Origin of the sequence: Streptomyces sp. ADI95-17 (genome assembly GCF_003846175.1) — a bacterium.
GTDB classification, from domain to species: Bacteria; Actinomycetota; Actinomycetes; order Streptomycetales; family Streptomycetaceae; genus Streptomyces; species Streptomyces sanglieri.
This window is the reverse complement of sequence record NZ_ML123045.1, coordinates 301,705-326,529: the sequence shown is the minus strand read 5'-3', so window position 1 is coordinate 326,529 and position 24,825 is coordinate 301,705. Positions and strand designations below refer to the sequence as shown.

At 71.3% G+C, this 24,825-nt stretch carries 24 protein-coding genes; 15 read left to right on the top strand and 9 right to left on the bottom strand.

Annotated features, from left to right (window positions below):
- Nucleotides 1-12 precede the first annotated feature (12 nt).
- Nucleotides 13-822 (bottom strand): Fpg/Nei family DNA glycosylase, encoded by an 810-nt coding sequence (locus EES42_RS09555; RefSeq protein WP_124717710.1) that lies wholly within the window; start codon nucleotides 820-822, stop codon nucleotides 13-15.
- 89 nt (nucleotides 823-911) lie between these two features.
- The gene (locus EES42_RS09550) at nucleotides 912-1,400 is read right to left on the bottom strand and encodes a ribose-5-phosphate isomerase (protein ID WP_072483643.1); all 489 of its coding nucleotides are present in this window, start codon (nucleotides 1,398-1,400) and stop codon (nucleotides 912-914) included.
- 269 nt (nucleotides 1,401-1,669) lie between these two features.
- On the opposite strand from EES42_RS09550, the gene EES42_RS09545 reads away from it, so the two are divergent.
- Together EES42_RS09545 and EES42_RS09540 are read left to right on the top strand one after the other, a co-directional pair.
- On the top strand, nucleotides 1,670-3,124 hold the full coding sequence (locus tag EES42_RS09545) for an amino acid permease (RefSeq protein ID WP_124717709.1): 1,455 nt from the start codon (nucleotides 1,670-1,672) through the stop codon (nucleotides 3,122-3,124).
- A 72-nt stretch (nucleotides 3,125-3,196) separates the two neighbouring features.
- Nucleotides 3,197-4,495, top strand: a complete 1,299-nt coding sequence (locus tag EES42_RS09540; RefSeq protein ID WP_124717708.1) for an FAD-binding oxidoreductase — start codon at nucleotides 3,197-3,199, stop codon at nucleotides 4,493-4,495.
- Here the strand turns inward: EES42_RS09540 and EES42_RS09535 are convergent.
- Entirely contained in the window at nucleotides 4,476-5,072 is a 597-nt protein-coding gene (locus EES42_RS09535; protein ID WP_124717707.1) for a biotin transporter BioY, read from the bottom strand. The two genes, EES42_RS09540 and EES42_RS09535, sit on opposite strands and share 20 nt — an antisense overlap.
- A 474-nt stretch (nucleotides 5,073-5,546) precedes the next feature.
- On the opposite strand from EES42_RS09535, the gene EES42_RS09530 reads away from it, so the two are divergent.
- Complete coding sequence (locus tag EES42_RS09530; RefSeq protein ID WP_124717706.1) at nucleotides 5,547-6,965, top strand: amino acid permease; 1,419 nt, start codon at nucleotides 5,547-5,549, stop codon at nucleotides 6,963-6,965.
- On the opposite strand, the gene EES42_RS09525 is transcribed toward EES42_RS09530, so the two are convergent.
- Entirely contained in the window at nucleotides 6,955-7,596 is a 642-nt protein-coding gene (locus EES42_RS09525; RefSeq protein WP_124717705.1) for a histidine phosphatase family protein, read from the bottom strand. The two genes, EES42_RS09530 and EES42_RS09525, sit on opposite strands and share 11 nt — an antisense overlap.
- A gap of 25 nt (nucleotides 7,597-7,621) precedes the next feature.
- Complete coding sequence (locus EES42_RS09520; RefSeq protein ID WP_124718474.1) at nucleotides 7,622-9,049, bottom strand: FGGY-family carbohydrate kinase; 1,428 nt, start codon at nucleotides 9,047-9,049, stop codon at nucleotides 7,622-7,624.
- A gap of 158 nt (nucleotides 9,050-9,207) precedes the next feature.
- Here EES42_RS09520 and EES42_RS09515 point away from each other — a divergent pair, with 158 nt between their 5' ends.
- From EES42_RS09515 to EES42_RS09475, 9 genes are all read left to right on the top strand, one after another.
- On the top strand, nucleotides 9,208-10,635 hold the full coding sequence (locus tag EES42_RS09515) for an ABC transporter substrate-binding protein (protein WP_124717704.1): 1,428 nt from the start codon (nucleotides 9,208-9,210) through the stop codon (nucleotides 10,633-10,635).
- 3 nt (nucleotides 10,636-10,638) lie between these two features.
- On the top strand, nucleotides 10,639-11,610 hold the full coding sequence (locus EES42_RS09510; RefSeq protein ID WP_241196338.1) for a carbohydrate ABC transporter permease: 972 nt from the start codon (nucleotides 10,639-10,641) through the stop codon (nucleotides 11,608-11,610).
- A complete protein-coding gene (locus EES42_RS09505; RefSeq protein ID WP_124717703.1) occupies nucleotides 11,607-12,437 on the top strand; it encodes a carbohydrate ABC transporter permease in 831 nt (276 codons plus the stop codon). Before EES42_RS09510 ends, EES42_RS09505 begins: the two co-directional genes overlap by 4 nt.
- The gene (locus EES42_RS09500; RefSeq protein WP_124717702.1) at nucleotides 12,434-13,555 is read left to right on the top strand and encodes an ABC transporter ATP-binding protein; all 1,122 of its coding nucleotides are present in this window, start codon (nucleotides 12,434-12,436) and stop codon (nucleotides 13,553-13,555) included. The genes EES42_RS09505 and EES42_RS09500 overlap by 4 nt, the downstream gene beginning before the upstream one ends.
- Nucleotides 13,552-14,370, top strand: coding sequence for a DeoR/GlpR family DNA-binding transcription regulator (locus EES42_RS09495; protein WP_241196337.1), 819 nt, complete (start codon nucleotides 13,552-13,554; stop codon nucleotides 14,368-14,370). Before EES42_RS09500 ends, EES42_RS09495 begins: the two co-directional genes overlap by 4 nt.
- A 20-nt stretch (nucleotides 14,371-14,390) precedes the next feature.
- Nucleotides 14,391-15,467, top strand: coding sequence for an ABC transporter ATP-binding protein (locus EES42_RS09490; RefSeq protein ID WP_124717701.1), 1,077 nt, complete (start codon nucleotides 14,391-14,393; stop codon nucleotides 15,465-15,467).
- Complete coding sequence (locus EES42_RS09485) at nucleotides 15,464-16,510, top strand: NAD(P)-dependent oxidoreductase (protein ID WP_124717700.1); 1,047 nt, start codon at nucleotides 15,464-15,466, stop codon at nucleotides 16,508-16,510. Before EES42_RS09490 ends, EES42_RS09485 begins: the two co-directional genes overlap by 4 nt.
- Nucleotides 16,511-16,524: 14 nt before the next feature.
- Entirely contained in the window at nucleotides 16,525-17,940 is a 1,416-nt protein-coding gene (locus EES42_RS09480; RefSeq protein ID WP_124717699.1) for an FGGY-family carbohydrate kinase, read from the top strand.
- A 116-nt stretch (nucleotides 17,941-18,056) separates the two neighbouring features.
- On the top strand, nucleotides 18,057-18,698 hold the full coding sequence (locus tag EES42_RS09475; RefSeq protein WP_093542517.1) for a superoxide dismutase: 642 nt from the start codon (nucleotides 18,057-18,059) through the stop codon (nucleotides 18,696-18,698).
- Between the two features lie 120 nt (nucleotides 18,699-18,818).
- Here EES42_RS09475 and EES42_RS09470 read toward each other — a convergent pair whose 3' ends face one another.
- The 4 genes from EES42_RS09470 to EES42_RS09455 all read right to left on the bottom strand — a co-directional run bounded on the left by EES42_RS09470 (nucleotide 18,819) and on the right by EES42_RS09455 (nucleotide 22,277).
- Nucleotides 18,819-19,691: an alpha/beta fold hydrolase gene (locus tag EES42_RS09470; RefSeq protein ID WP_206433425.1), complete on the bottom strand. Its 873-nt coding sequence runs from the start codon at nucleotides 19,689-19,691 to the stop codon at nucleotides 18,819-18,821.
- A gap of 93 nt (nucleotides 19,692-19,784) precedes the next feature.
- Nucleotides 19,785-20,429, bottom strand: coding sequence for a hypothetical protein (locus EES42_RS09465; RefSeq protein ID WP_124717698.1), 645 nt, complete (start codon nucleotides 20,427-20,429; stop codon nucleotides 19,785-19,787).
- 238 nt (nucleotides 20,430-20,667) lie between these two features.
- Complete coding sequence (locus EES42_RS09460; protein WP_124717697.1) at nucleotides 20,668-21,528, bottom strand: SCO4651 family lipoprotein; 861 nt, start codon at nucleotides 21,526-21,528, stop codon at nucleotides 20,668-20,670.
- An 80-nt stretch (nucleotides 21,529-21,608) separates the two neighbouring features.
- A complete protein-coding gene (locus EES42_RS09455; protein ID WP_206433424.1) occupies nucleotides 21,609-22,277 on the bottom strand; it encodes an O-methyltransferase in 669 nt (222 codons plus the stop codon).
- 76 nt (nucleotides 22,278-22,353) lie between these two features.
- On the opposite strand from EES42_RS09455, the gene EES42_RS09450 reads away from it, so the two are divergent.
- The 3 genes from EES42_RS09450 to EES42_RS09440 are packed head-to-tail and all read left to right on the top strand — an operon-like array spanning nucleotide 22,354 to nucleotide 24,505.
- Nucleotides 22,354-23,004 (top strand): CatB-related O-acetyltransferase, encoded by a 651-nt coding sequence (locus EES42_RS09450; RefSeq protein ID WP_124717695.1) that lies wholly within the window; start codon nucleotides 22,354-22,356, stop codon nucleotides 23,002-23,004.
- A complete protein-coding gene (locus EES42_RS09445) occupies nucleotides 23,001-23,840 on the top strand; it encodes an MOSC domain-containing protein (RefSeq protein ID WP_124717694.1) in 840 nt (279 codons plus the stop codon). Before EES42_RS09450 ends, EES42_RS09445 begins: the two co-directional genes overlap by 4 nt.
- Nucleotides 23,837-24,505, top strand: a complete 669-nt coding sequence (locus tag EES42_RS09440; RefSeq protein ID WP_346775388.1) for a DJ-1/PfpI family protein — start codon at nucleotides 23,837-23,839, stop codon at nucleotides 24,503-24,505. Before EES42_RS09445 ends, EES42_RS09440 begins: the two co-directional genes overlap by 4 nt.
- The last annotated feature ends 320 nt before the right edge of the window (nucleotides 24,506-24,825 follow it).

Below are 24,825 nucleotides of genomic sequence, written 5' to 3'. Positions count from 1 at the left end.
ACCAGGAGCCTTCTACCGCTTCTGGCACCCCGGGCACCAGAAGAGATTGCGGGCGGCGAGGTCGGCGGTGCGGATCTCGCCGCCGCAGATGTGGCAGGACTGCCGGGCCCTGCGGTAGACGTACACCTCGCCGCCGTGGTCGTCGACGCGCGGCGGGCGGCCCATCGCCTCCGGCATGTGCTCGGGGCGGACCGTGTCGATCCGGTTGTTCCGCACGCCCTCGCGCATCAGCACCGCCAGGTCCGCCCAGATCGCGTCCCACTCCGCGCGAGTGAGGTCCCTGCCGAGGCGGTACGGGTCGATCCCGTGCCGGAACAGCACCTCCGCGCGGTAGACGTTGCCGACCCCCGAGATGATCTTCTGGTCCATCAGCAGGGCCGCGACGGTGATCCGGCTGCGCGAGATCCGCCGCCAGGCCCGCTCGCCGTCCTCGTCGGTCCGCAGCGGGTCCGGTCCGAGGCGCTCGTGTATCGCGCGCTTCTCCGGCTCGGTGATCAGCGCGCATGCCGTCGGGCCGCGCAGATCCGCGTGGTGCTCCTCGTTCAGCAGTCGCAGCCGGACCGTGTCGGTGGGCGGCGGGGCCGGGACCGTACCGAATCCGAGCTTGCCGAACAGGCCCAGGTGGATGTGGACCCAGTCGGCGCCCCCGAAGCCGAGGAAGAGGTGCTTGCCGTGGGCGTCCACGTCGGTGAGGGGCCGGCCGTCGAGCAGCGCGGCGCCCGCGGCGAACTTGCCCTGCGGGCTGCTCACCCGCACCGGGCGTCCGGCGAACCTGTCCCGGTGGTCGTCCGCGAGGCGGTGGATCGTGTGTCCCTCGGGCACGGCGGCGGCTCTCCTCGATCGGATACGGGGGCGGACATGGCTGTGCCGCCGGGGGCGCCGGCGGCACAGCGAGCGGGTGGGTGGGCCGGTCAGCCCTGCTGCGGGTGGTGGGCCGGGATCGGGGGGAGCTCGCCGGTCGTCTCGTACGCCGTCAGCATCTCGATGCGGCGGGTGTGACGCTCCTCGTTGGAGTACGGGGTGGCGAGGAAGATCTCGACGAACTTGGTGGACTCCTCCACCGAGTGCATCCGGCCGCCGATGGCGACCACGTTGGCGTTGTTGTGCTCGCGGCCCAGGGCGGCGGTCTGCTCGCTCCAGGCCAGCGCGGCACGGACGCCCTTGACCTTGTTGGCGGCGATCTGCTCGCCGTTGCCGGAGCCGCCGATCACGATGCCGAGACTGTCCGGGTCCGCGGCCGTCCGCTCGGCGGCACGCAGGCAGAACGGCGGGTAGTCGTCCTGGGCGTCGTAGATGTGGGGGCCGCAGTCGACGGCCTCGTGGCCCTGGGCCGTGAGCCACTCGACGAGGTGGTTCTTGAGTTCATAGCCGGCATGGTCCGAGCCGAGGTACACGCGCATGTTCCGAGTGTGGCACGTGCGACACGGGGCAGCCGCCATCGGGGTCGGAACGTTCCGGCCGGTCCGGCCGGGACCTGCGGCGACTCCGTGTGACCGCGCTGCGCGGATTCCGTGTGAGCGGGGCCACATGGGCAACGATCGGGTCAACGATTCGGAAGAAGGGGTTCCGCTTTTACCGTTCGCCGGGCTTCAATGCATCACTCGCCGTCGCACCCCACTGCGGCGGCCGGGCGCTCATCGCGTGATCCGAGAACGTAAGGATTCGATCCATGACGTCGCAGACGACCACGGCCGGACCGGTCGACCGGCCTGCCGAGCCGGACTCCCCCCACTCCCCGGACGGCCTCAAGCCGGGGCTCAAGAACCGCCATCTCTCGATGATCGCCATCGGCGGCGTGATCGGCGCGGGTCTCTTCGTGGGCTCCGGCGCCGGTATCGCCGCCGCCGGACCCGCCATCCTGCTGTCGTACGCGCTGGTCGGCCTGATGGTCGTCTTCGTGATGCGGATGCTCGGTGAGATGGCCGCGGCCCGCCCCAGCTCGGGCTCCTTCTCCGCCTACGCCGACCAGGCGCTGGGCCGCTGGGCCGGTTTCTCGATCGGCTGGCTGTACTGGTTCTTCTGGGTCGTGGTGCTCGCCGTCGAGGCCACGGCGGGTGCCAAGATCCTGGAGGGCTGGGTACCGGGCGTCCCGCAGTGGGCGTGGGCGCTGATCGTGATGGTGGTGCTGACCGCGACGAACCTGGTCTCGGTCGGGTCGTACGGCGAGTTCGAGTTCTGGTTCGCCGGGATCAAGGTCGTGGCGATCGGCGCCTTCGTGGTCGTCGGACTGCTCGCCGTCTTCGGGCTGCTGCCCGGTTCGGACAACCCCGGCGCGGGACTCGCGCACCTCACCGACACCGGCGGGTTCTTCCCCGAGGGGCCGGGCGCCATCCTCACCGGTGTGCTGATGGTCGTCTTCTCCTTCATGGGCAGCGAGATCGTCACCCTCGCCGCCGGCGAGTCGGAGAACCCGCAGCGCGCCGTCCAGAAGGCCACCAACAGCGTGATCTGGCGGATCGCCGTCTTCTACCTGGGCTCGATCTTCATCGTGCTCACGCTGCTGCCGTGGAACGACGCGTCGATCGTGAAGGACGGCAGCTATGTCGCCGCCCTCAACTCCATCGGCATCCCGCACGCCGGACAGGTCATGAACGTCATCGTTCTCACCGCCGTGCTGTCGTGCCTGAACTCCGGCCTCTACACGGCCTCCCGGATGGCCTTCTCGCTCGGCGGCCGCGGGGACGCGCCGAAGGCGTTCGCCCGGACGAACAAGCGGGGCGTGCCGCAGGCCGCGATCCTGTCCTCGGTGGTCTTCGGCTTCGTCGCGGTGTTCTTCAACTACAAGTGGCCCGACACCGTCTTCCAGTTCCTGCTGAACTCCTCCGGTGCGGTCGCGCTGTTCGTCTGGCTGGTCATCTGCTTCACCCAGCTGCGGATGCGCGGCATGATCCTGCGCGAGTCGCCGGAGAAGCTGGTCGTACGGATGTGGCTCTTCCCGTACCTGACCTGGGCGACCATCGCGATGATCTCGTTCGTCCTGGTCTACATGCTGACCGACGACAGCGGACGTGAGCAGGTGCTGCTCTCGCTGCTCGTCGCGGCGCTGGTGGTGGCGATCGCGCTGGTCCGCGAGGCCCTGGGCCGCCGGAACCGGGCGGCCGGGAAGACGCCCGTCAATACCTGACGGCCGTTGTCAGGTTTACCGGAAAGGCTCTCCCCTGCAACGCCACCGAGCGAGCGATCGGAGAGCCTTTCCATGACCACCACCGCCCCGTCCGGCTTCCAGACCGGTTTCGCGATCCGCCCCGACCTCGTCGTGGAGGCCGCCCGCGCCGAGGACGTACGCGCCGCCGTGGCCGACGCCGCCGCGCGCGGCCTCCCGGTCCACGTCCACGCCACCGGCCACGGGCAGCCCGGCGCCATCGAGGGCGGGGTCCTGATCAGCACCCGCCGGATGGACTCCGTCGAGATCGACCCGGTCCGCCGCACCGCCCGGATCGGCGCGGGCGTCACCTGGGGGCAGGTGATCGAGGCCGCCGTGCCGTACGGCCTCGCCCCGCTGAACGGATCGTCCCCGTCGGTCGGCGCGGTCTCCTACACCCTCGGCGGCGGGCTCCCCGTCCTGGCCAGGGAGTTCGGATACGCGGCCGACCATGTGCGGGCGCTGGACGTGGTGACGGCCGACGGGGTGCTGCGCCGGGTCTCCCCGGCCGGCGAGCCCGATCTGTTCTGGGCGCTGCGCGGCGGAGGCCACCGGCTCGGCGTGGTGACCGCCATGGAGATCGGCCTGGTGGAGGCCGAGCGGCTGTACGGCGGTTCGATCGCCTTCCACGGGGACGGGACCGCCGCCGAGGTGGCCGGCCGCTATCTGGAGTGGACCCGGACCGTGCCCGACACCCTGACGTCCTCGCTGGCGGCGATCGGCTACCCCGACCTCCCGCAGCTGCCGGAGCCGCTGCGCGGGCGGTACGTGATCTCGGTACGGGTCGCGTACACCGGCAGCGCGGCCGAGGGCGAGCGGCTGGTCGCGCCGCTGCGGGCGATCGGTCCGGCCGTCGCGGATTCGCTGCGGGAGATGGCGTACGCCGACAGCCACACCATTCACAGCGACCCGCCGTTCCCGCACGCCTACTACGGCGACAGCGTGGTGCTCGACGGCCTGGACGGGGACCTCGCCGCACGCGTGCTGGAGCTGACCGGTCCGAAGGCACCGATGATGACCGTGGTCCAGCTCAACCACCTGGGCGGCGCGCTCGCCGCCCGGCCCGCCGTGGACAACGCGGTGCCCTACCGCGAGGCCGGGTTCCTGCTGCGGCTGCTCTCACCGCTGGACGGTACGGACGTGGCGTCGGTGCGGGCCCTGTACGCGGAGGTGGCCGGGCTGCTCGCCCCTGGCGCCCTGGGCCGGTCGCTCGGCTTCTCCTTCGGCGGCGGGGACCGGACCGAGGGCTTCCACGACGCCCGGACACAGAAGAGGCTCGCCGGTCTGGTGTCGCGTCACGACCCGGCGAGCCTCTTCGGAGGGAGCTACGGGATCAGCCCCGGCGGCCGATGAGCTTCCAGGCCGCGGGCAGCGCGCCCATGGCCAGCGCGGCCTTCAGCGCGTCACCGAGCAGGAACGGCACCAGGCCGGCCGCGATCGCGGCGCTCGCCGACATGCCGGTGGCCAGCGCCAGGTACGGGACGCCGACCGCGTAGATGATCGCGGAGCCCAGCACCATCGTGCCCGCGGTGCGCAGCACGGAGCGGTCGCCGCCGCGGCGGGCGAGGCCGCCGACCACGGAGGCGGCGAGCAGCATGCCGAGGACGTAGCCGAACGAGGGGAAGCCCATTCCGGAGGTGCCCTCGGAGAACCACGGCATGCCGGCCATGCCCACCAGCGCGTACACCGCGAGGGAGAGGAAGCCGCGGCGGGCGCCGAGCGCGGTGCCGACGAGGAGCGCGGCGAAGGTCTGGCCGGTGACCGGTACCGGGGAGCCGGGGACCGGCACGGCGATCTGGGCGGCGATGCCGGTGAGCGCGGCGCCACCGAGGACCAGGGCCGTGTCGACGGCGTAACGGTGCCTGGCGGCGGGCAGCAGGTCGGCGAGGACCGCTCCGGTGCGGGCAGGGGCGGCGGCAGCAGTGCTCATCGGGACTCCGCGGGGTGAGGGCAGGTGGGGACAGACTGAGCCCGACGTTAGCCCACGGGTTAACGCCCGATCACCATCAGTGGCCCACAAAGCGTTGACCTGGGCGTTGGTGGGGTCCGCACAAAGAGCGGTACGCAATCGCGCGACGGCGTGATGCTCGTCACTGAGCTGGGGGCGGAGCGGCCCGGATCCGGGCGGGCAGGGCCGCCGGGGCGGACTGTAGGTTCCCGCCAATTCCGTCCGGGCCGGCCGGCCGCCGCCACCCGGGGCGGGCCGGCGGAGGCACCGGGGCCGCCCCGGCCGGATCCCGTACTGCCGCCCCACGTGTCCAGGTGTGCACCTTGTGTGAGCATCGTGCCCGTATAGCGGACAGTGGTTCCCCCTCGGCGGGGCGCGTGCTCAGACTGTGCGCGCACGTCCCCCCACGTACCACCGTGCGTCCCCCACGTCTCACCGATCGAACAGAGCTTGTCCATGTCTCGGAATTCCGCGTCTCCCCCCACCGGCTCCCCGGCCGCCGTCTCCGACGCCGCGGCCGATTCGGCTCTCACCCACGGGCTCAAGCAGCGTCATCTGTCGATGATCGCCCTCGGCGGGGTCATCGGCGCCGGGCTCTTCGTCGGCTCGGGCGCGGGCATCGCCGCCGCGGGCCCGTCGATCATCATCGCGTACACCGTCTCCGGGCTGCTGGTCATGCTCGTGATGCGCATGCTCGGCGAGATGTCGGCGGCGAACCCGGCGTCCGGCTCCTTCTCCGTCCACGCGGAGCGGGCGATCGGCCCCTGGGCGGGGTTCACCGCCGGCTGGGCGTTCTGGGTGCTGCTCTGCGTCGCGGTCGGCCTGGAGGGCATCGGAGCCGCGAAGATCGTCACCGGCTGGCTGCCCGGCACCCCGGAGTGGGCCTGGGTCGCGCTGTTCATGGTGGTCTTCCTGGGCACCAACCTGGCCTCGGTGACGAAGTTCGGCGAGTTCGAGTTCTGGTTCGCCGCCCTCAAGGTCGTGGCGATCACACTCTTCCTGGTCCTCGGCGTGCTGGCGATCCTGGGCGTACTGCCCGGCACGGACGCCCCCGGCACCGCCAACCTCAGCGGTGAGGGCGGGTTCATGCCGAACGGCGCCGAGGGCCTGGTGATCGGGCTGCTCGCCTCCGTCTTCGCGTACGGCGGTCTGGAGACCGTCACCATCGCCGCGGCCGAGTCCGAGAACCCGGTGCAGGGCGTCGCCAGGGCCGTGCGGACGGCGATGTGGCGGATCGCGCTGTTCTACGTCGGCTCGATGGCGGTCGTCGTCACGCTCGTCCCGTGGGACGACCCGAAGGTCGTGGAGGTCGGCCCGTTCTACGCGGCACTGGACCACCTCGGCATCAACGGCGCGGCCGAGATCATGAACGTGGTCATCCTGATCGCCCTGCTCTCCGCGATGAACGCCAACATCTACGGCGCCTCGCGGATGGCCTGTTCGCTGGTCGGCCGCGGCCAGGGCCCGAAGCGGCTCGGCCGGATCTCCTCGGGCGTCCCGCGCACCGCGGTGCTGGTCTCGTCCGTGTTCGGTTTCCTGTGCGTGCTGCTCAGCTACTGGCGTCCCGACGACGTGTTCCCGTGGCTGCTCAACATGATCGGCGCGGTGATCCTGGTCGTCTGGATCTTCATCGCCGTCTCCCATCTGATTCTGCGCGCCCGGCTGGAGCGCGTGGCGCCCGATCTGCTGGTGGTACGGATGTGGTTCTTCCCGTTCCTGACGGTGGTGGCGCTCCTGGCCATGGCCGGCATCTTCTTCCTGATGCTCCGCCAGCCGGACACCCGTGACCAGCTGCTGGCCACCGGCGCCATGACCCTCGTGCTCTGCGCCATCGGTGTCGTACGGCAGCGTCGGGCGGCGGCCGTCAGGGGCTGACGCCGGGTGCCTCCGGTGCGCAGGGCACGTTGAGGGAGAGCAGCGCACCGCCCTCCTCCCCGATCCGCACCTCGCTCACCGCCGCGTTCCGCAGCTGCGGGAAGACCCGGCGGTAGGAGCCAAGCGGAATCGACAGCAGTTCGCACAGCACCAGTCGCAGCAGGGTGTTGTGCGCGACGACGAGCACCCGCTGCCCCGGGTGCCCGTCCGCGATCCGGCGCAGCGCCGCCGTCCCCCGGGCCGCCGCGGCCCGGGGGTCCTCGGCCCCCGGAAAGGGGTGGGCCACCGGGTCGGCGCGGTACTCCCGGGCCCGTTCCGGCTGCTCGGCCGCGAACTCCGCCAGGGTGCGCCCCTCCACCTCGCCGAAGTCGCATTCGCGCAGCTCGTGTTCGCGCCGGGGGACGAGGCCGAGCGCCTCGCACGCGGGCTGCGCGGTCTCGATCGCCCGGCCGACCGTGGACGTCCAGATCGCGTCGACCCCGTTCCGGGGCGCCCAGTCGCCCAGCTGCCGGGCCTGGCGGCGGCCCTCGTCGGTGAGGGCGATGTCGCTGACCCCGGCGTAGCGGTTCTCCGCGTGCCAGACGGTCTGCCCGTGGCGGGCGAGCAGCAGGGTGGCCGGGCTCCTGGTCATGGCTTCTCCGTTCGGGGCCGGGCGGTCATGACCGCTCCGTTCGGGTCCGGGCGTGGGCGGCGACCGGGCCGGGGAGCCAGCCGCGTCGCTCCAGTTCGTCCACCAGCGTGAGGTACGGCTCGGCGTACCACGCGGTACGCACCGGATGCGGGTGCAGCACGTGGCGCAGCCGCACCATCGCGCCCGCCGTCCTGGCCAGACCGGCCCCGGCCCCCGCACCGTACGCGGCGAGGATCGCCATGCCGAGGGCGGGTTCGCTGTACTGCGGGATGTACACGGGCCGGCCGAGGATGTCGGCGCGCAGTCTGCTCCAGTAGCCGCTGCGGGCCGCGCCGCCGGTGAGGGTGAGCCGGCCGTAGTTCTGGGCGCCGAGCAGGTCGAGGTAGTCGAAGCAGAGCCGTTCGACCAGGCCCACGCCGGTGAGCAGGGCCAGCCAGTGCTCGGCGTCGGAGGCGGGCTCGCCGAGCAGGAAGCCGGTGGCCTCCGGCGCCACGAACGGGAACCGCTCCCCCGTCGCCACCAGCGGGTACGCCACCACCCGAGCCGGTTCGTGGTCGCGGGCCAGCGCGTCCATGCGGATCGGGTCCACCGCAGGGAAGGCGGCGGTCAGCACCCCGCCCCCGACCCCCGAGGCGCCGCCCGGCAGCCAGCTCCCGTCCGGCGCGCGGTGGTTGTAGACGACCCCGGCCGGGTCCTCGACCGGCGACGAGGTGACCCCTTTCAGGACCAGCGTCGTGCCGAGCACCGAATTCCAGGAGCCGACGGCCAGCGAACCGGAGGCGAGCTGCGCCGCGCACCCGTCCGTCATCCCGGCCACGACGGCGGTGCCCGCCGGGATCCCGGTCTCCTCGGCCGCCGCCCGCCCCACCTCGCCGATCCTCGTGCCCGGCCGCACCACGTCCGGGAAGATCCCGTCGGGCAGGCCCAGCTTCCCGAACCTGCGCCGCGGCCAGTCGTTCCGCTCCAGGTCGTAGCCGGTCTTCAGGGCATGGCTGGAATCGGTGGGCAGCGGCGTCCCGGCGAGCCGGGCCAGGACCAGATCGGCCTGGTGCATCACCCGTACGGCGTCGCCCGCCCCTGCCCCGTACTCCTTCAGCAGCCACATCACCTTGGGCAGCGCCCAGCTCGGCGGGGCCTTGGCCCTGGCCGCCTCCGCGACGGCCCGCCCGTCGTCGTACATCACCCCCGGGGTCAGCGGCCGCCCCTCCCGGTCGCCGAGCAGCACGGTGCCGGAGGTGGCGCAGACGGCCAGCGCGCGCGGGGCGGGGCAGTCGCGCAGCGCCTGACGGCTGGCCGCGCACAGCGCCGTCCACCAGTCGAGGGGCCGCTGCTCATGCCGTACGCCGTCACGTCTGCCCGTGAGCGGGGCGGAGCCGCTGCCGAGGATCTCGCCGTCGTCCGCCGCCACCACCGCCCGGACGCTCTGCGTGCCGAGATCGATGCCCATCCACATATCGGTCCCCTCTGTGAAGTTCTCACTCTGCACCGAGAATTTCCGTTGCGCGAGGGATTGACGGCCAACTTGCGTTGTTCCAAGCTCTGTTAACCAGTCGATTCAACGTGTGAACGGGCACCCCCCACCCATCTCCGGCCGGACCGTGGAGGTCACGGATGGACATGCACGCGCACGACCGGCGACGGTTCCTCGCCCTCGGTGCGGCCGCTGCCGCGTCCGCCGCCCCGTTGCTGACCGCCTGCGGCACGGGCTTCGGCGGTGGCGGTCCGAAGGGCGGCGGCTCCGCGGCCGACGACGTCACCGGCCCGTTCGACTGGAAGCGGGCCGAGGGCCGGACCGTCAAGGCGCTGCTCAACAAGCATCCGTACACCGATGCGCTGATCGCCGACCTGAAGGCGTTCACCGAGAAGACCGGGATCAAGGTCGAGTACGACGTCTTCCCGGAGGACAACTACTTCGACAAGCTCACCGTCGACCTGTCCAGCGGGCGCGCCTCCTACGACGTGTTCATGCTCGGCGCGTACATGGTGTGGCAGTACGGGCCGCCGGGCTGGCTGGAGGATCTCGGCCCCTGGATGCGCAACGCCTCGGCCACCGGGGACGACTGGGACCGGGAGGACTTCTTCCCCAACCTGCTGGCGGCCGACCAGTGGTCGCTGGAGGCGGGCGCGCCGCTCGGGCAGGGCGGGCAGTACGCGCTGCCGTGGGGCTGGGAGACCAATGTCGTCGCGTACAACACCGAGGTGTTCGAGAAGCTCGGCCTGAAGCCCGCCGAGACCTTCGACGAGCTGCGCGAGATCGCCGGGGCGATCACCCGCCGGGCGCCGGGGGCGGGCTTCGACCGGATGTACGGGGTCGCGGTGCGCGGCTCGCGCAGCTGGGCGACGATCCATCCCGGCTTCATGACGATGTACGCCCGCAACGGCCTGAAGGACTTCACCGTCGAGGGCGGGAAGGTGAAGCCCGCGATGAACTCCCCGGAGGCGGTCGCGTTCACCCGGGACTGGGCGGAGATGGTCAGGAAGGGCGGGCCGCCGTCCTGGACCTCGTACACCTGGTACCAGTGCTCCGGCGACCTCGGGGCGAAGAAGGCGGGGATGCTCTTCGACGCGGACACCGCCGCGTACTTCCAGGCGGTGAAGGGGGCCTCGCCCGCCTCCGGGAAGATCGCCTTCCACCCCGGTCCGAAGGGCCCCGGCGGCTCGCTCGCCACGAACATGTGGATCTGGTCGCTCGGCATGAACGCCCGCAGCCGCAACAAGTCCGCCGCCTGGCTGTTCCTCCAGTGGGCGACCGGCAAGGAGCATCTGCGCAAGGGCGCGATCGAGCACAACCACATCGACCCGGTACGCAAGTCGGTGAGCCAGGACGCCGCGTACAAGGACAAGATGCGGGCGATCCCCGGGTTCATCGAGACCTTCGAGACGGTCGTCGACGAGACCAGGATCCAGTTCACCCCGCAGGAGCAGTTCTTCGACGCGACGACCAGCTGGGCCGCCGCGCTCCAGGAGATCTACGGCGGGAAGAACGCCTCGTCGGTGCTGAACGGCCTGGCCGGCGATCTGGCGTCGAAGGTCGGCTGACCGGTGCCGGGACGCGCGGCCACCGTGCCGGAGACCGGCCACGGGGCGGCCCCCGGCCCGGGGCCCGGGAAGCCGGCGGTACGGGCGGTGCCGGCGTGGCGCCGCTCGCTGCGGCCGTATCTGCTGATCGTGCCCGCGCTGCTGCTGACCGGCGGGATCCTCTACCCGTTCGGGCTCGGCCTCTACTACACGCTGTTCGACTTCGCGGCGAGCAGGCCGCAGCCCGACCTGGTGGGCATCGAGAACTACCGGCAAATCCTCACTCGGCCGGCGTTCTGGGACTCGGCGCGGGTGACGGTGGCGTACGCGGTCGGCGCGGCGGCCGTCGAGACGGTGCTCGGGGTGTCCGTGGCGCTGCTGCTGCACCGGTCGAGCCGGGTCGGGCGGGTGCTGGAGAAGATCCTGATCCTGCCGCTGATGATCGCGCCGGTGATCGCCGCGATCATGTGGAAGCTGATGCTCCAGCCGTCGGTCGGGGTCGTCAACCATCTCCTGGAGCCGTTCGGCCTCGGCGGTGTGCAGTGGACGGACACCCCGACGGGCGCGCTGCTCTCCTCGATCACGGTGGACGTGTGGGTCTACACCCCGTTCGTCGCGATCCTCGCGCTGGCCGGTCTGCGCTCGCTGCCCGCCTCGCCGTTCGAGGCGGCGGCGGTCGACGGGGCGGGCTGGTGGTTCACCTTCCGGCGCCTCACCCTGCCGATGCTCTGGCCGTACGTGCTGGTCGCCGTGATCTTCCGGTTCATGGACTCGCTGAAGGTCTTCGACATCATCTACGCGCTGACCGAGGGCGGGCCCGGCGACTCGACGATGGTGCTCCAGATCCGGGCCTATCTGGAGGCGATCCGCTTCCAGCGCTACTCGTTCGGGATCAGCTACATGATCGTGCTCTGGGCCGTGGTCTACCTGGTCACGATGGTGCTGGTGCGCTATCTGGGCCGGATCCAGAACCGGGCGGCGGAGGTGCCGGGATGAGGCGCAGAGTGCTCTCCGTCGCCGCCGATCTGGCGCTGATCGGCTACTTCGTCTTCGCGCTGTTCCCCGTCGCCTGGATGGTGGTCCTGTCGCTGAAGCCGACGAACGAGCTGTTCAGCACGTACTTCTCGTTCACCCCGACCCTCGACTCGTACCGCACGGTGCTGGGTGCCGGGGGCGACCAGGGGGTGCCGTTCCTCCGGTTCTTCGTGAACAGCCTCGTCGTGTCGCTGGGCGCGGTCGCGCTGTCGCTGGTGATCGGGCTGCCCGCCGCGTACGCCGCCGCGCGGTGGCGGTTCCGCGGCTCGGAGAACCTGATGTTCACCCTGCTCTCGTTCCGCTTCGCGCCCGAACTCACCGTGATCATCCCGCTGTTCGTGCTCTACCAGCAGCTCGGGCTCTTCGACACCTACGTCGGCATGGTGTGGGTGCTGCAACTGGTGACGCTCCCGCTGATCGTCTGGATCATGCGGTCGTACTTCTCCGATCTCTCCCCCGAGCTGGAGCAGGCGGCGCTGCTGGACGGCTACACCCGCAAGCAGGCGTTCTTCAGGGTCGCGCTGCCGCTGGTGAAGCCGGGGATCGCGGCCGTCTCGCTGCTGGCGTTCATCTTCGCGTGGAACAACTTCGTCTTCCCGCTGATCCTCACCTCGTCGAACGCGCAGACGGTGACGGTCGGGGCGTTGTCCTTCCTTGGCGGCGACCGGCCCAAGTACAACCTGACGGCCGCCGCGGCGCTGGTCTCGGTGGTCCCGCCGCTGCTGCTGGCGCTCACCATCCAGCGGTATCTGGTGCGCGGGCTGTCGTTCGGGGCGGTGAAGTCATGACCGGCCCGGCGGCGATCGCGCTGCGCGGGGTCGGCAAGCGGTACGGGAAGCAGACCGCGCTCGACGGCCTGGACCTGGAGGTGGCCGAGGGCGAGTTCTTCTGTCTGCTCGGCCCGTCCGGCGCCGGGAAGACGACCACGCTCAAGACGATCGCGGGCCTGGAGCAGCCGCAGGCCGGGACGGTCGAGCTGGGCGGGGCGGACATGGCGGGCGTGGAGCCCTACGACCGGGGCGTGGCCATGTGCTTCGAGTCGTACGCGCTCTACCCGCACCGCACCGCGTACGACAACCTCGCCTCCCCGCTCCGCTCGCCGCGCCATCGCCTCCCCGCGAACGAGGCGCGCGAGCGGATCGGGGAGATCGCCGAGCTCCTGGGCATCGGCGCTCTGCTGGACCGTCAGGTGGGCCGGCTCTCCAACGGCCAGCGGCAGCGGGTGGCGCTCGGCCGGGTGCTGGTGCGGCCGGCCAGGGCGTTCCTGCTCGACGAGCCGCTGTCGCACCTGGACGCGAAGCTGCGGCAGGCGATGCGCGCGGAGCTGCGGGCGATCGGTGCGGTGCGGCGCACCACCACGCTGTACGTCACCCACGACTCGGTGGAGGCGCTGGCGCTCGGCGACCGGATCGGGGTGATCAGGGACGGCCGGATGGTGCAGACCGGCACCCGCGAGGAGCTGTGGCACCGCCCGTACGACACCTTCGTCGCCCGGTCCTTCGGCCGGCCGCGGATCAATCTGCTGCCCGGCACGGTGACGCCCGAGGGGCACTTCCGGTCGCCGGACGGGGCGTACGAGCTGCCGCTGGCGGTGCCCGCACCGCCTGGCACCGCCGTCCAACTGGGCGTACGGCCCCGGGACATCGGCTTCCGGGGCCCGGCGGCGGGCGGCGGCGGGCGCCCGGACCTGGAGCTGACCGGCGCCGTCCATGTCACCGAGCTGCTCGGCCGGGCCACCGAGGTGACCGTACGGATCGGCGGGCAGCGGCTGTCCCTCGTCGTCCCGCGCGCCGAGGCGGCCGGCCTGAGTCCCGACCGTCCGGTCCGGCTCTCGGTACCGCCTGAGAGTCTGCTGCTGTTCGAGGCCGACCGGCCGGCACGTCCAGGACGAAGGATCAGCACGTGAGCAACGTTCCGCAGCGGGGCCCCGCCCCGCGCCAGGCATCCATAGCCGAGTACGTCCTCGCGCAGGGCGAGGTGAGCGCCGCAGAGCTGGCGGAGCGCTTCGACGTCAGCCTGATGACCATCCACCGCGATCTGGACGAGCTGGAACGGCAGGGCATCGTCCGCAAGTTCCGCGGCGGCGTCACCGCCCAGCCGTCCGGCGTCTTCGAGTCGAACGTCTCCTACCGGCTGAAGACGATGCGGGCCGAGAAGGCCGCCGTCGCCGAACGGGCCCTGAAGCTCATAGAGCCGGGCATGGCGGTGATGCTCGACGACTCGACGTCCACGCTGGAGATAGCGCGCCGGCTGCGCTCCATCACCCCGCTGACCGTCGTCACCAACTTCCTGGAGGCGATCAACCTGCTGTCGCAGGAGCGCGGGATCCATCTGATGGGCCTCGGCGGGGACTTCGACCCGCTGCACTCCTCGTTCCTCGGTGTCTCCTGCGTGGAGGCGGTGCAGTCGCTCCAGGTCGACATCTGCTTCACCTCCACCTCCGCCGCGTCCGGCGGCTTCGCCTACCACCAGGAGCAGCACATCATCGCCGTGAAGCGGGCGATGCTCGACTCGGCGAGCCGCAATGTGCTGCTGCTGGACCACTCGAAGCTGGGCCGGGTCGCCCTGCACCGGCTGGCTCCGCTCTCCCGCTTCGATCTGCTGCTGGTCGACGACGGGGCGTCCCCGCAGGCGCTGCGCGAGCTCGACGAGCACAAGGTGCCCTACGAGGTCTGCTCCACCGGACGGGACTCCGGAGCGGGGGACGGCGATGACGGGTGACGGTGAGACGGCGGTGACGGATGACTGAACTGGCCCTGCGCGCGCTGCGCAAGACCTACACCGGGCGGGGCCGGGCGGCCGTCGAGGCCGTCCGGTCCATCGACGTCGAGCTGCGCTCCGGCGAGCTGCTGGGGCTGCTCGGCCCGTCCGGCTGCGGCAAGTCCACCACCCTGCGGATGATCGCCGGCCTGGAGACGGTCACCGGCGGCGACATCCTCATCGGCGGCTCGTCGGTGGTGCCGCTCCCGGCCCGGCAGCGCAACATCGGGGTGGCGTTCGAGAACTACGCGCTGTACCCGCCGCTGACGGTCGCGGAGAACCTCGGTTTCGGGCTGGCCGCCCGGGGCGGGTGCGGCCGGGCCGAGATCCGCCGCCGGGTCGCCGCAATGGCCGAACGGCTCGGGATCACCGACCTCCTGGACGCCCGCCCGGCCGGGCTCTCCAGCGGCCAGAAGCAGCGGGTCGCGCTGGCCCGCGCGCTGATCCGGGTGCCCGACGTGCTCCTCCTGGACGAGCCGCTCTCCCATCTCGACGCCGGCCAGCGGGACACCACCCGGCGCGAGCTGAAACGGATCCAGCGCGACAGCGGCCACACCACCATCCTGGTCACCCACGACCAGGAGGAGGCGCTGTCGCTCGCCGACCGGATCGCGGTGATGCGGGACGGCGAGATCCAGCAGCTCGGCACCCCCGAGGAGATCTACGACGCCCCGGCGAACCTGTTCGTCGCCGACTTCGTCGGGGAGCCGGCCGTCAATCTGCTGCCGGGCACGGCCACCGGCTCGGGCGAGGTCCGCCTCTCGGACTCGGTGCGCGTTCCCGTACCGCACCGGATCGCGGCGGGACGCGCGGTGGTGCTCGGCATCCGCCCGGAGGATGTGCGCCTGGACGACACTGGTGCACGGGCCCGGGTCGCCGCCCATGAGCCCCTGCTGGAATCCGGCATCGCCACGCTCTCGCTCGACGGGGTGGCGGAGCCGCTGGTCGTCGTGACCGGTCCGGAGGTACGGCTCGACCGGGACGACACCGTACGCATCACCGCCGATCCCCGGCACGTCCATGTCTTCGACGCCCAGACAGGAGACGCTCTGCGATGACCCGCCCCCAGACGGTCCGCCCCGCCACGAGGATTCTGCTCGCCGGTGACCACTTCGTCCGCAACTCGCTGCTCGCCGAGGCCCTGCACCAGGCGCTCGGCCCGACCGGCACGGAACCGCAGCTCGCCGAACTCACCCTGCCCTGGCCCCTGGAACCCTTCGGCAAGGTCGCCGAGGTCGACGAGGCGAGCGACGCCGAGGACGCGCTGATCGCCGCCCTGGACGGGGTCGAGGTGTGCGTGACCCAGATGGGCCCGTTCACCGAGCGGGTGCTGGCCGCCGCCCCCGACCTCCGGCTGATCGTGGTCTGCCGGGGCGGCCCGGTCAATGTGAACGCGGCCGCCGCACGTGCCCGGGGCGTACGGGTGTGCTTCGCGCCGGGGCGCAACGCGGCGGCGACCGCCGAGTTCACCGTCGGGCTGATCCTCTCCGTGCTGCGCCGCATCCCCGAGGCCCACCGCTCCCTCGCCGCGGACGGCCGCTGGGACGCCACCCACTACACGTACGAGAACTGCGGCCTGGAGCTGGAGGACACCCCGGTCGGCCTGATCGGGTACGGCGCGGTGGGCAGCCGGGTGGCCCGGGTGCTGTCCGCGTTCGGTGCCGAGGTCGAGGTGTACGACCCGTATGTGCGCGGCGACGTCCACGGCATGCGCGCCGCGTCGCTGGAGGCGCTGCTGTCCCGCTCCCGGGTCCTCACCCTGCACGCCAGGCTCACCCCGGAGTCCCGGCATCTCATCGGCGCCCGCGAGCTGGCGACGCTGCCGCGCGGCGCGGTGCTGGTGAACGCGGCCCGGGGCGGGCTGCTGGACACGGACGCGCTGTGCGACGCCCTGGACTCGGGGCAGTTGCGGGCCGCGGCGCTGGACACGTACGAGCAGGAGCCGCCGCCGGCCACTTCGCGGCTCTTCCGTACCCCGCATCTGCTGATGACCCCGCACGTGGCGGGGGCCAGCCGGGCCGTCGCGCAGAAGGCGGCCCGGATCGCGGCGGCCGAGGTGGCGCGCTACGTGCGGGACGAGCCGCTCGCCCACGCGCTGTGAGAGGAGCCGTGACGATGACCGGAAGCACGACGAGGTACATCGGCATCGATGTCGGCACGTCCGTGGTGAAGGCCGCCGCCTTCGACCCGGGCGGCCGCACGCTGGCCGTCGAGTCCCGCCCGGTGGGGCTGGCGATCCACGACGGGTCCGTGGAGCAGGACATGGACGAGGTGTACGGCGCGGTCCGCGAGGTGCTGGCCGCGCTCGGCTCCGACGGAGTCGGGTTCGTCGGTCTCACCGGCCAGGGCGACGGCGTCTGGCTGGTCGACGCGGCGGGCCGGCCGGTCCGCAAGGCGATCTCCTGGATGGACGGCCGGGCCCATGAACTGGTCGACTCCTGGCTGGCGTCCGGGGTCTTCGAGGCCGTCTACCGGCGCACCGGCAGCGCGATGTTCCCCGGCTGTCCGGGCCCGCTGCTGGCCTGGCTCGACCGGCACGAACCGGCCTCGCTCGACGCCGCGGCGACCGCCCTGTACTGCAAGGACATGGTGTTCCAGCGGCTGACGGGGGTCCGGGCCACGGACGTCTCCGACGCGTCGATGCCGTTCCTGGACCCGGTGACCCGCTCGTACGCCCCGGATGTGGTGGCCGCCCTCGGCCTCGCCCACCGGGCACCGCTCCTCGCCCCGGTCAGCGACCCGGTGGCCACCGCCGAACTCCCCTCCGGATCAAGGATCTCCAACGGCCCCTACGACCTGCCGGCCTGCGCGCTGGGCGCGGGCGTCACCCGCCCCGGCGACGGACTGCTGATCGTCGGCACCTGTCTGGCCGCGCTGGTGGCCACGGAGCGGCTCGACCTGGACGGCGAACCGGCCGGCCTGCACATCTCCACCGACCGCCCCGGCCACTGGCTGCGCGCCATGCCCGCGATGGTCGGCACCGCGGCCCTGGACTGGGTCCTGACCACCACCGGCGTACGCCACACGGAGGTCGACGCGCTGCTCGCCACCACCGCGCCGGGCGCGAACGGGGTCCGGGTGCTCCCCTACTTCGCCCCGTCCGGCGAACGCGCCCCGTTCGTCGAGCCGAGGCTGCGCGCCGAGTTCACCGGGGTGTCCCTGGAGACGACCCCCGCCGATCTGATCCGCGCCGTCTGCGAGGGCATCGGCTTCGCCGCCCGGCACTGCCTGGAGGCCGCGGGCCTCACCGGCACCCTCGCCCTGTGCGGCGGCGGCACCCGCTCCCCCGCGTGGATGCGGCTGTTCGCCGATGTGCTGGGCCGGCCGGTCCGGATCGTGGAGGGAGAGGTCGGAGCACGCGGCGCGGTGCTGGCGGCGGCGGAGCGCTTCGGCGTGGAGCTGGACACGGCGACGTGGACGGCCCCGACCGCGGTCGTCGAACCGGACCCGGCGCACGCGGCGCACTACGCGAAGGCGTACGAGGACCACCTGAACCGGCTCGCGGAGGCCCGCACGCACGCCCGCGCGTGAGGACGCGTCCCGGTCCTACGTCGAAGGGCTGATCACCATCGACCCCTCCTGCTGTTAGCCTGCTCTTGCATATAGGTTGCAATAACAACAGGGCAGCAGCTGGAGGGTTCGACCACATGGCCACGTACACGCTTCCGGAACTCCCGTACGACTACGCGGCGCTCGAACCGGTCATCAATCCGCAGATCATCGAGCTCCACCACGACAAGCACCACGCCGCCTATGTGAAGGGTGCGAACGACACCCTGGAGCAGCTGGCGGAGGCGCGCGACAAGGAGGCCTGGGGGGCGATCAACGGGCTTCAGAAGAGCCTCGCGTTCCACCTCTCGGGTCACATCCTGCACTCGATCTACTGGCACAACATGACCGGTGACGGCGGCGGCGAGCCGCTCGCCGCGGACGGTGTCGGCGACCTGGCGGACGCGATCACCGAGTCGTTCGGCTCGTTCGCCGGCTTCAAGGCCCAGCTGACGAAGGCCGCGGCCACCACGCAGGGCTCCGGCTGGGGCGTCCTGGCGTACGAGCCGGTCAGCGGCAAGCTGATCGTCGAGCAGGTCTACGACCACCAGGGCAACGTCGGCCAGGGCTCCGTCCCGGTCCTGGTCTTCGACGCCTGGGAGCACGCCTTCTACCTCCAGTACAAGAACCAGAAGGTCGACTTCATCGAGGCGATGTGGGCCGTCGTCAACTGGCAGGACGTGGCGAAGCGTTACGCGGCCGCCAAGGAGCGCGCCGACGTGCTGCTGCTCGCCCCCTGACCGGGAGGCGCCCGGACGTCCTGCCTCGTGATCGTCTTCTCAACCTTCACCGGGCAGGCGGATGAAGGGAGAACCCCCGCCTGGACGTGCAGGCGGGGGTTCTTCTGTGTATTCGAGGAGTCAGGCTGCCGCGGCGCGCTCCAGCAGCGTGCTCAGCACCTGCCCGGCGTGCGTCCAGAGCACCGCCCCACCGGCCTCCGGCACCAGGTGCCGGACCGCGCCCGGGATGCGCATGGCCAGTCCGGCCCCCTGGTCGGGCGAGTGGCCGGTGTCCTGCTCCCCGTACCAGAGGTCGACGGGTACGGCGATGTCCGCCAGCCCGATCCCCCAGCGCCCCATGGCCAGGACGGTGTCCCGGGCATAGCCGGCCGCTCCCTGCGCGAAGGCCTCGTCCAGCGCACGCCGGTAGGCGGCCGCGAACGCCGGCTGCTGATAGACGGCGAGATCGCACTCCGGGCTGCCGGACATGACCATGTCCCACATCGCCTGCGAGCCGAACCCGGCGAAGGCCTGCTCGGCGGCGACCGGGTCGAGCACGGCGAGGTCGACGAGCCGCCGCAGTTCGCCCGGCAGCGCGTCGGCGAAACGCGGCTCGGCGATCTCGTCCCCGCCGGAGACCACCGCGAGCGCCCGGACCGCTCCGGCTGCGGCGCACGCCAGCGCGAACGGCGCCCCTTGCGAGTTGCCGACCATCAGGGGCCGTCCCAGACCGCGCAGACCGGCGAACGCGCGGATGTCGTCGACGAAGTCGTCGAAGGTGCGGCCGGGCCGAGGCGAGGAGGCGCCCAGGCCGGGGCGGTCGACGGAGATCAGCCGCACGCCGAGCGCGTCCAGCTCCTCGCAGCCGAACCCGAGGTGCCTGCTGGTGGCCGCCCCCGGCGAGAACAGCACCGGCACCCCGTCCACCGGCCCCCACTCGGCCCAGCCCAGCGACCGCCCTCCTGGCAGCTGCTCCGTACCGATACGAACCGGGTCGATCACATACAAATTCATGCACCCGATCATGGCCGGATCCATTGCCCGCGTCCAAGAGATTTCCCACCCACCGCCGAACGCCGACCGCCGAGTGCCGTGGTCGGCCGTCAGTCACTCGACGGACACGTTCATCCCCTTCACCTCTTCGGCGCTCACGATGTCCGCACGGTTGGGCGGCTTCACCCGCACCGGCTCGTCGTAGTCGCCGAGTTCGAGCAGCGCCGGGGCATCGCCGAGAGCGAAGTCGATGCCGTGGGGCACCGACCCCGCCTTCTCCGGCACGTGCACCGACACCTCATCGCCGCCGGAACCATGCGTGAGCTGAACGGTTCGCTCACCGCCCTTGGTACGCGGATTGCCCTTCTCCTCCGCGCTGCTCACCGTTCCGGGCAGCTTCGCGAACGCCCGGCCGAGATCGCACAGGTTCAACCCCGGGTACTGCAACAACTCACGGGCCGGATACTCGACGTACTTCCCACGGGCCTTCCCGATCGCTTTCTCGACGGCGGGGAGCTGGTCCGGCGCGTAGGTCTTCGCGAAAGCGCGCGTGCTCTCCAGATTCTTGTCGCCGTACAGCACCCAGCCACGGTCGCCGATGACGACCACCTCGTTGGTCGCTCCCAACTCCTCGTACGTACCGACGCAGTTGCCGCGCCGATCGGCGTGCAGGTCGACCGTCCTCACTACTTCGCCCCTGACTTCGCCCTTCAGCCCGAGGGAGCGGTAGCCCTTGAGCAGGGTGAGCGATTCGCTCATCCGCCGGGCATCGGTCACAGGGGCCGGGGCGGACGGTTCGCCGTCCGCCCCGGCCCCGCCGTCGTTCCCCGCGCACCCCGCTGTCGCGCCCATCACCGCGACAGCGAAGAACGCCGCCCAATTCCTTCTCCCGAACCCCACCCTGAACACTCCCCACCTCTTTGACCGCTCGCAATGATCACTACGAGCATGTCAGAGGGGTCTCAGCCGGTGACCCCGGAACGGCAGGAAGGAATCGTCAACCGGGCAGCGGGCCACCGAGGTTCGGCATGGGGACGACTTTGCCGGGGTCCGGAGCCTTCGCCCGCACCGGCTTCCCGTGGTCCGCCAGATTCATCGTCGCCTTGACGCCCGCCGCCCCCATGGGCCAGTCGAGCCGGGTACGCACGATCCGCCCGTTCCGGTCGATCCAGGCATCCGCGTACACGGTGATCGCACCGAGCTGTTCTCGCGCGGCATCGATCTTGACCCGCATGTCCTTCGCCATCCGCAGCGTGACCGCGTCATCGGTGAGCACACCGCGATAGTGGACCGCGGGCGCGCCGTTCACGGCCTCCTCGCCGACCTTCGAGATCCGGCGCATCAGGGCCACTTGGCGCAGGACGTGCTCGGGGTCGTTCATCGGCGCCCGCAGCACATAGTGGGCCTCGGCCCTGTTCCGGTGAATCGATCCCCAGGAGCCTTCCATCTCGGCGAATCCGCCCATGTAGACGGTGTCGCCGTCGAAGATCTCCTCCATACGGGGCGAGGTCTTCCCGGCTGTCGCCGCGTTCCGGAGGGAAACCGCGAGGCGTCCCCTGGCGCCCGCCCAGTCGAAGTCCCCCTTGATCGAGACGACGTACTCGGTGGTGCCGTCCCCTATCTCGATCCGCTCATCGATCCGGGCGCTGCTCTTCTTCGTCGCGGCCACCGCGGCCCGTACCGCTGCCCCGTGGTCCGCCACCGCCGAGCGGGACGGGGAGGCGTTCCCGGGCTTCTCCGCCTCTCGCGCCGATCCCGATCCCGATCCCGCCCCCGACTCCGACTCCGGCTCCCCGGAACATCCGGCGCACAAGAGTGCCGCGGCGACGACGAGCGGGACGAGGGGATGGCGCTGCACAGTCTCTCCACGGGGTGATGGCCGGGCGCCGAGGCATCACCGACGTCGAACGCGCGATCGTATCAACGCGATTCCGGGGCCTACCCGGTGACCAGCGCCATCATCAGCCCGTCGTACCCCTTGCTCCCGACGGTCTGCAGCGCGGTCGCGCTCAACGTCGGCTCGGCCGCGACGAGTTCGGTGAACCGGCGCACACCCTGCACCTTCGGGTCGTCGCTGGTGCCGTCGACCACCTCTCCGTCGCGCACGACGTTGTCGGCGACGATCAGGCTCCCGGGCCGGGTCAGCTTCAGGGACCAGGCAAGGTAGTCGGGGTTGCTCGGTTTGTCGGCGTCGATGAACACGACGTCGAAGGGCCCGTACCCCTCCGCCGCGAGCTCCGGCAGCGTGTCGAGCGCCCGGCCGACCCGGATCTCGACGACATCCGCGAGCCCCGCCCGCTCGATGTTGGCCCGCGCCACCTCCGCGTACGCCGGATCGGCCTCCAGCGTCACGACCTTGCCGCCCTCCGGCAGCGCGCGGGCCAGCCAGATGGTGCTGTAGCCGCCCAGGGTGCCGATCTCCAGCACGGTGCGCGCACCCTGGAGCCGGGCCAGCAGGTTCAGCAGCTTGCCCTGGTTGGCCGCGACCTGCATCGCCGGAAGACCTGCCCCGTCACTGGCCTCCACGGCCGCGTCCAGGGCTTCGTCCGGGCCCACCAGCAGACCGTTGAAGTAGTCGTCGACCTCGGTCCATCGCGCCAACGTCACGGCACACCCCTCTCTCGCTTCTGTTAGTTCCCTAAAGGAACTTACATCATGCGAGGTGGATGCGATGATGAGCCCCATGAACCCAGTCCCCGCCGACCCCACCGTCCTGCACCCGATGCCCGGCCAGCCCCGTGTCGTGCTGCTGAAGCCCCTGGTGAAGTCCGAACTGATCGAGGTCGGGGACTTCTCGTACTACGACGACCCGGACGACGCGACCGCGTTCGAGACGCGCAACGTGCTGTACCACTACGGCCCGGAGAAGCTCGTCATCGGGAAGTTCTGCGCACTGGGGACCGGGACGCGGTTCATCATGAACGGCGCCAACCACCGGATGGACGGCCCGTCCACCTTCCCGTTCCCCTCCATGGGCGGCTCCTGGGCCGAGCACTTCGACCTGCTCACCGGACTGCCCGGCCGGGGCGACACGATCGTGGGCAACGACGTCTGGTTCGGCTACAACGCCATGGTGATGCCGGGCGTACGCATCGGACACGGCGCGATCATCGGCGCCGGCTCCGTCGTCACCTCCGACGTACCCGACTACGGCATCGTCGGCGGCAACCCCGCCCGCCTCATCCGCACCCGCTACGACGAGGAGACCGTCGCCCGGCTCCTCGCCGTCGCCTGGTGGGACTGGCCCACCGACCACCTCACCCGACACATCCGCACCATCATGTCCGGCAGCGTCGACGACCTCGAAGCGGCTGCCCCGGAGGGGACACCATGACGATCACCGTCCGCGAACTGGCCTACTACCCGGTCAAGGGCTGCGCCGGGACCACGGTCGACTCCGCGCAGGTCCTCGGCACGGGCCTGGAACACGACCGTACGTTCATGGTGGTGGACGCGGCCGACGGCTCCTTCCGCAGCCAGCGCACGCACCCCGCGATGGCCGCGATCAGGGTCGGAGTCCTGGACGGCGGGGCGGCCCTGGCCCTGACCGCCGAGGGCGTCGAGCCGTTGCGCCTGGACGTCGACGGGGACGGCGCGCGCCGCGACGTCAGCATGTTCGACCGCCCCCTCGGCCCGGCCGCCGACCAGGGGGACGAAGTCGCGGAGTGGTTCTCCGACGCGCTCGGTGTGAAGTCCCGCCTGGTACGAGTGGTTCCCGGCTTCGACCGGGACGGCTGGGGCGACACCCCCGGCAAGGTCAACTTCGCGGACGCGCACGCGGTGCTGGTCACCTCGACGGCCTCCCTGGACGACCTCAACGCCCGCATCACCGCCCGGGGCGACGCGAAGCCCGTCCCCATGAACCGCTTCCGCCCCAACATCGTCCTGACCGGTGACGACGAGCCCCACTTCGAGGACCGGGTACGCCGGATGACCATCGGTTCCGTCGAACTCGCCCACTCGGTACGGGCGATGCGGTGCGCCGTCCCCATGGTCGACCAGGCCACCGGCCACCGCGCGGGCCCGGAACCGATCCGCACCCTGTCGACCTACCGGCGCGAGCCGGAGTACGGGAACAAGGTCAGCTTCGGCGCGAAGAACGCCGTGGCCTGCGAGGGCACGGTGAGCGTCGGGGACGTGGTCGAGGTCGCGGAGTGGCTCGGCGTGTGAAGGCCCCGGACTCCACCGCCCCCGCGGGACCTTGGCTGCCGAGCCTGGACATCGTGATCCCGCTCTTCGACCGCTTCGAACCGCTCGACGCGATCGGTCCGTACGAGATCCTCGCGTACGTGCCCGGCGCCACCGTCAAGTTCGTCACCGTCGAACCCGGCCTGGTGCAGGACGTGTTGGGTTCCCTGCTGGTGCACGTCCCGACCCGGTACTCCGACGTGGAACGCTGCGACGTCCTGCTGGTCCCGGGCGGGGGCAGCTTCCAGACCATGGTGAACGACCCCGCGTTCCTCGACTGGGTACGCCGGATCCACGCCGGCACCCGCTTCACCACCTCGGTCTGCACCGGTTCCCTGGTGCTCGGCGCGGCCGGCCTGCTGAACGGCCTGACCGCCACCACCCACTGGGACGCGTCCTCCGACCTGGAGTCGTACGGCGCCGTCTACACCCCCGAACGGGTCGTACGGCACGACCGGGTGATCACCTCGGCCGGAGTCTCCTCCGGCATCGACATGGCCGTCCGGCTGGCCGCCCTGCTCACCGACGACGTGACCGCCCAGGCGATCCAGCTCTACACCGAGTACGACCCACAACCCCCCTTCGACACCGGCTCGGCGGCCAAGGCCCCGGCCGAAGTCCTCGAACGGGCCCGCACCCTGGGCTGAGTTGTTTCGTTCGGATCGTCCGGCAGACCGGAGTCCGGGCGCCGCTCTTGTTCCCTTGTGGGTTACGGCAGATTCAGCCTCCTCGTGGTGAGGCGAGTGGGCCACCCGCCCAGCAGGCAGAGGGGCGAAGGCGACCAAACGGCGATTTTTGGTTTATCTCTGTAGCCAATCGGTATATCAGGCCGTTTGGGTGGCCCCTCCGAGCAGCAAGATTCCCCTCGCAAGGTTCGAGGTAAGGGGACAGGAACATGGCTGACTGGAAGAACGTCTCCGGTGGTCTCACTTCGATCTCGGTCGGGTCCAGGACTCATGTCTGGGGT

Excerpts from the sequence above, each read along its gene's own strand:
- EES42_RS09550 (WP_072483643.1), bottom strand. The coding sequence starts at position 1,400 with ATGCGCGTGTACCTCGGCTCGGACCATGCCGGCTATGAACTCAAGAAC.
- EES42_RS09545 (WP_124717709.1), top strand. The coding sequence starts at position 1,670 with ATGACGTCGCAGACGACCACGGCCGGACCGGTCGACCGGCCTGCCGAG.
- EES42_RS09540 (WP_124717708.1), top strand. The coding sequence starts at position 3,197 with ATGACCACCACCGCCCCGTCCGGCTTCCAGACCGGTTTCGCGATCCGC.
- EES42_RS09535 (WP_124717707.1), bottom strand. The coding sequence starts at position 5,072 with ATGAGCACTGCTGCCGCCGCCCCTGCCCGCACCGGAGCGGTCCTCGCC.
- EES42_RS09530 (WP_124717706.1), top strand. The coding sequence starts at position 5,547 with ATGTCTCGGAATTCCGCGTCTCCCCCCACCGGCTCCCCGGCCGCCGTC.
- EES42_RS09525 (WP_124717705.1), bottom strand. The coding sequence starts at position 7,596 with ATGACCAGGAGCCCGGCCACCCTGCTGCTCGCCCGCCACGGGCAGACC.
- EES42_RS09520 (WP_124718474.1), bottom strand. The coding sequence starts at position 9,049 with ATGTGGATGGGCATCGATCTCGGCACGCAGAGCGTCCGGGCGGTGGTG.
- EES42_RS09515 (WP_124717704.1), top strand. The coding sequence starts at position 9,208 with ATGGACATGCACGCGCACGACCGGCGACGGTTCCTCGCCCTCGGTGCG.
- EES42_RS09505 (WP_124717703.1), top strand. The coding sequence starts at position 11,607 with ATGAGGCGCAGAGTGCTCTCCGTCGCCGCCGATCTGGCGCTGATCGGC.
- EES42_RS09500 (WP_124717702.1), top strand. The coding sequence starts at position 12,434 with ATGACCGGCCCGGCGGCGATCGCGCTGCGCGGGGTCGGCAAGCGGTAC.
- EES42_RS09490 (WP_124717701.1), top strand. The coding sequence starts at position 14,391 with ATGACTGAACTGGCCCTGCGCGCGCTGCGCAAGACCTACACCGGGCGG.
- EES42_RS09485 (WP_124717700.1), top strand. The coding sequence starts at position 15,464 with ATGACCCGCCCCCAGACGGTCCGCCCCGCCACGAGGATTCTGCTCGCC.
- EES42_RS09480 (WP_124717699.1), top strand. The coding sequence starts at position 16,525 with ATGACCGGAAGCACGACGAGGTACATCGGCATCGATGTCGGCACGTCC.
- EES42_RS09475 (WP_093542517.1), top strand. The coding sequence starts at position 18,057 with ATGGCCACGTACACGCTTCCGGAACTCCCGTACGACTACGCGGCGCTC.
- EES42_RS09470 (WP_206433425.1), bottom strand. The coding sequence starts at position 19,691 with ATGAATTTGTATGTGATCGACCCGGTTCGTATCGGTACGGAGCAGCTG.
- EES42_RS09465 (WP_124717698.1), bottom strand. The coding sequence starts at position 20,429 with ATGAGCGAATCGCTCACCCTGCTCAAGGGCTACCGCTCCCTCGGGCTG.
- EES42_RS09450 (WP_124717695.1), top strand. The coding sequence starts at position 22,354 with ATGAACCCAGTCCCCGCCGACCCCACCGTCCTGCACCCGATGCCCGGC.
- EES42_RS09445 (WP_124717694.1), top strand. The coding sequence starts at position 23,001 with ATGACGATCACCGTCCGCGAACTGGCCTACTACCCGGTCAAGGGCTGC.